The sequence below is a fragment of the Lentilactobacillus kosonis genome (genome assembly GCF_003864335.1).
Lineage (GTDB): Bacteria > Bacillota > Bacilli > Lactobacillales > Lactobacillaceae > Lentilactobacillus > Lentilactobacillus kosonis.
Genome location: NZ_BEXA01000015.1, coordinates 1 through 2,021, shown reverse-complemented (window position 1 = coordinate 2,021; position 2,021 = coordinate 1). Strand labels below are relative to the sequence as shown.

Sequence of the window (2,021 nt, the reverse complement as noted above, 5' to 3'; positions counted from 1 at the left end):
GATTATCGGCCTGGTCTTTTGTAATGCTGAGATTTAGCCCTAAAATGGTTTCTTCGCCATTTTAGCCAGTTAACATATAAAGATACTTAAATTGGTTTAAACCCGCTGAAAAACCGTAAATTTAGCCAATAATAAGCCAAGAACGAGTTAGTCGGGGTTAAGATCCTAATTTTATGCCAATAGAGCCTGAAGCTGGTTTAACTCTAATAGATTGACCCGAATTACCCGAAATACCTGGTTAATAACCAGAAAATAAGACCAGTCAGAATCCCAGTTGGAATCACAGCTAACAAATAATTCTTAATTTCATACCATGAGAACCGCCTTTTCGTGGTTTGTAACTGCTGCTCCACTTGCTTAGCGATTTGGGCCATCGTTGCTTGAATGGTTTGGCTCACTTGGCTGCTGAGCTGATTGACGGTCTGGGTGCTTTTGACCTGTTCGGCTTGGATCTGTTTGAGGGCGGTCAGATTTTGCTGACTGATCAGGTTGGTCTGCTTTTGAAACGTTGCGTAGGCGCTTTGTAAGGTCTGTTTTAATTGGGCTTGCGAGCTGGCGTTGCTGCTGTCTAAGTTGTTTAAGGTCGTCTGAAATTGTTGATTGACCTGTTGAGCGGATTGTTCGATTTGTCGCAGTTGTTGATCGAGAGACGTTTTGGCTGTTGCCTGAAACTGAATTTGTGTGCCTTGATAATTCCGCAGTTCGATTAAAGTTCGTTCGAGCTGAGTCAACTGTTGCTTTAATGGCTCGTTCTGGTTGCTGGTTGGTTCTTGTTTGGTTTTGTCGGCTTGCCAACTCATTAAAAATCGTCTCCTTTTCATAATCAAGCCCGAGTTTGGTTCCCCGAGACTTGTAATTGGTCCCTAATAGCTGATAGGTGAGATTTTTGCCCCGTTCCCATACTTTAACTGCCTGTTGTTTCAAGTCGTCCTGAAAGGCCTGAAAATCGCGAATCAGGGGGTTCTGCATGGTGTGATCGACGGCTTGGCGGATTTGATCTTTCCAAGTGGGCTGCTGTTTAGCCCGGAGCTTAATTTCGGCCATTGAGCGTTTCTCGTGACGGTTAGGATCGGGCCGAGTGACCATTAAGCCATGTTCCTGGCACACTTGATCCGTGATGTGGACTAAGTGATCGCGATATTGGTGCCAATTACCGTGCATTTTTTGCCCGGTTTCGAGGTTAATCGCGCCAATGACGGCATGGACGTGTAACGAATCGGTATCGGCATGTTCATAAAGGGCCACCTGTTGATTGGGATAGGCTTTGGCATAAACTTCTTTGGCAACGGCTAAAACCGTTGTCTGATCATGAGGATCTTGGGGATTAAATTCCAACGGGCTAAAGGCAATCCGGCTGGCATACGCTTGGGTTTTACCAGGATTGCCATAGACGGCCCGCACTTGTTTAAATTCGCTTTTAGCGTACTGAATATCTAAATTGAGGCCATCTTTTTTGATGGCTCGCTTTTCAGCGTAATTGACTAACCTAGATGCACTGGTGGAACGCTTTATGTGAGTTGTTGCCATACGCGTTGCACCTCGTTTTGTAAATCCTTTAATGCTTGGGGATCGATTTGACCACCTTGATTAGCATGATGGGCCAATTGATTAAGATTACCGCCAATTTTAGCTAACTGATGAGTGATGTTCTGGGCATCTTGGGCAGTAATCTTAGGGGCAACTAAGCGCGCCCCCTGGGCCTTCTTTTTGACAAAAGCCGGCACGGACAGATTTAAAGTTTGCGCGGAACGCGCCAGCTTTAAATAGTCCGGTTCACTCACCCGAAAATTAATTTGTTTGCTAGCCTGACGATGAACCTGAGTCGTCTTTTTTGTGCTAGCCAGATTTTGTGGTTCGTTCACAAGTCCCACCTCCGTTGCCCTGCGGGCAAAGTTATTCGAGATATCAAAAGTCGGATCAGCCTACGGCTGATGACCTCCTAATGATAATCGAATAACAGAGGCTTGGCAAGCAACCCGCATGCTAGCCACAAGACTACGTTTGTGGCAGCTGCGGTGCTT

Annotated in this window: 3 protein-coding genes; all 3 read right to left on the bottom strand. The window is 45.8% G+C overall.

Going from position 1 to position 2,021, the window contains the following annotated elements:
• Window positions 1-221 precede the first annotated feature (221 nt).
• The 3 genes from NBRC111893_RS10795 to NBRC111893_RS10485 are packed head-to-tail and all read right to left on the bottom strand — an operon-like array spanning window position 222 to window position 1,862.
• The gene (locus NBRC111893_RS10795) at window positions 222-398 is read right to left on the bottom strand and encodes a hypothetical protein (RefSeq protein WP_160114498.1); all 177 of its coding nucleotides are present in this window, start codon (window positions 396-398) and stop codon (window positions 222-224) included.
• Entirely contained in the window at window positions 358-1,527 is a 1,170-nt protein-coding gene (locus NBRC111893_RS10490) for a relaxase/mobilization nuclease domain-containing protein (RefSeq protein WP_125009049.1), read from the bottom strand. The genes NBRC111893_RS10795 and NBRC111893_RS10490 overlap by 41 nt, the downstream gene beginning before the upstream one ends.
• A complete protein-coding gene (locus NBRC111893_RS10485) occupies window positions 1,509-1,862 on the bottom strand; it encodes a plasmid mobilization protein (RefSeq protein WP_125009048.1) in 354 nt (117 codons plus the stop codon). Before NBRC111893_RS10485 ends, NBRC111893_RS10490 begins: the two co-directional genes overlap by 19 nt.
• Window positions 1,863-2,021 lie beyond the last annotated feature (159 nt).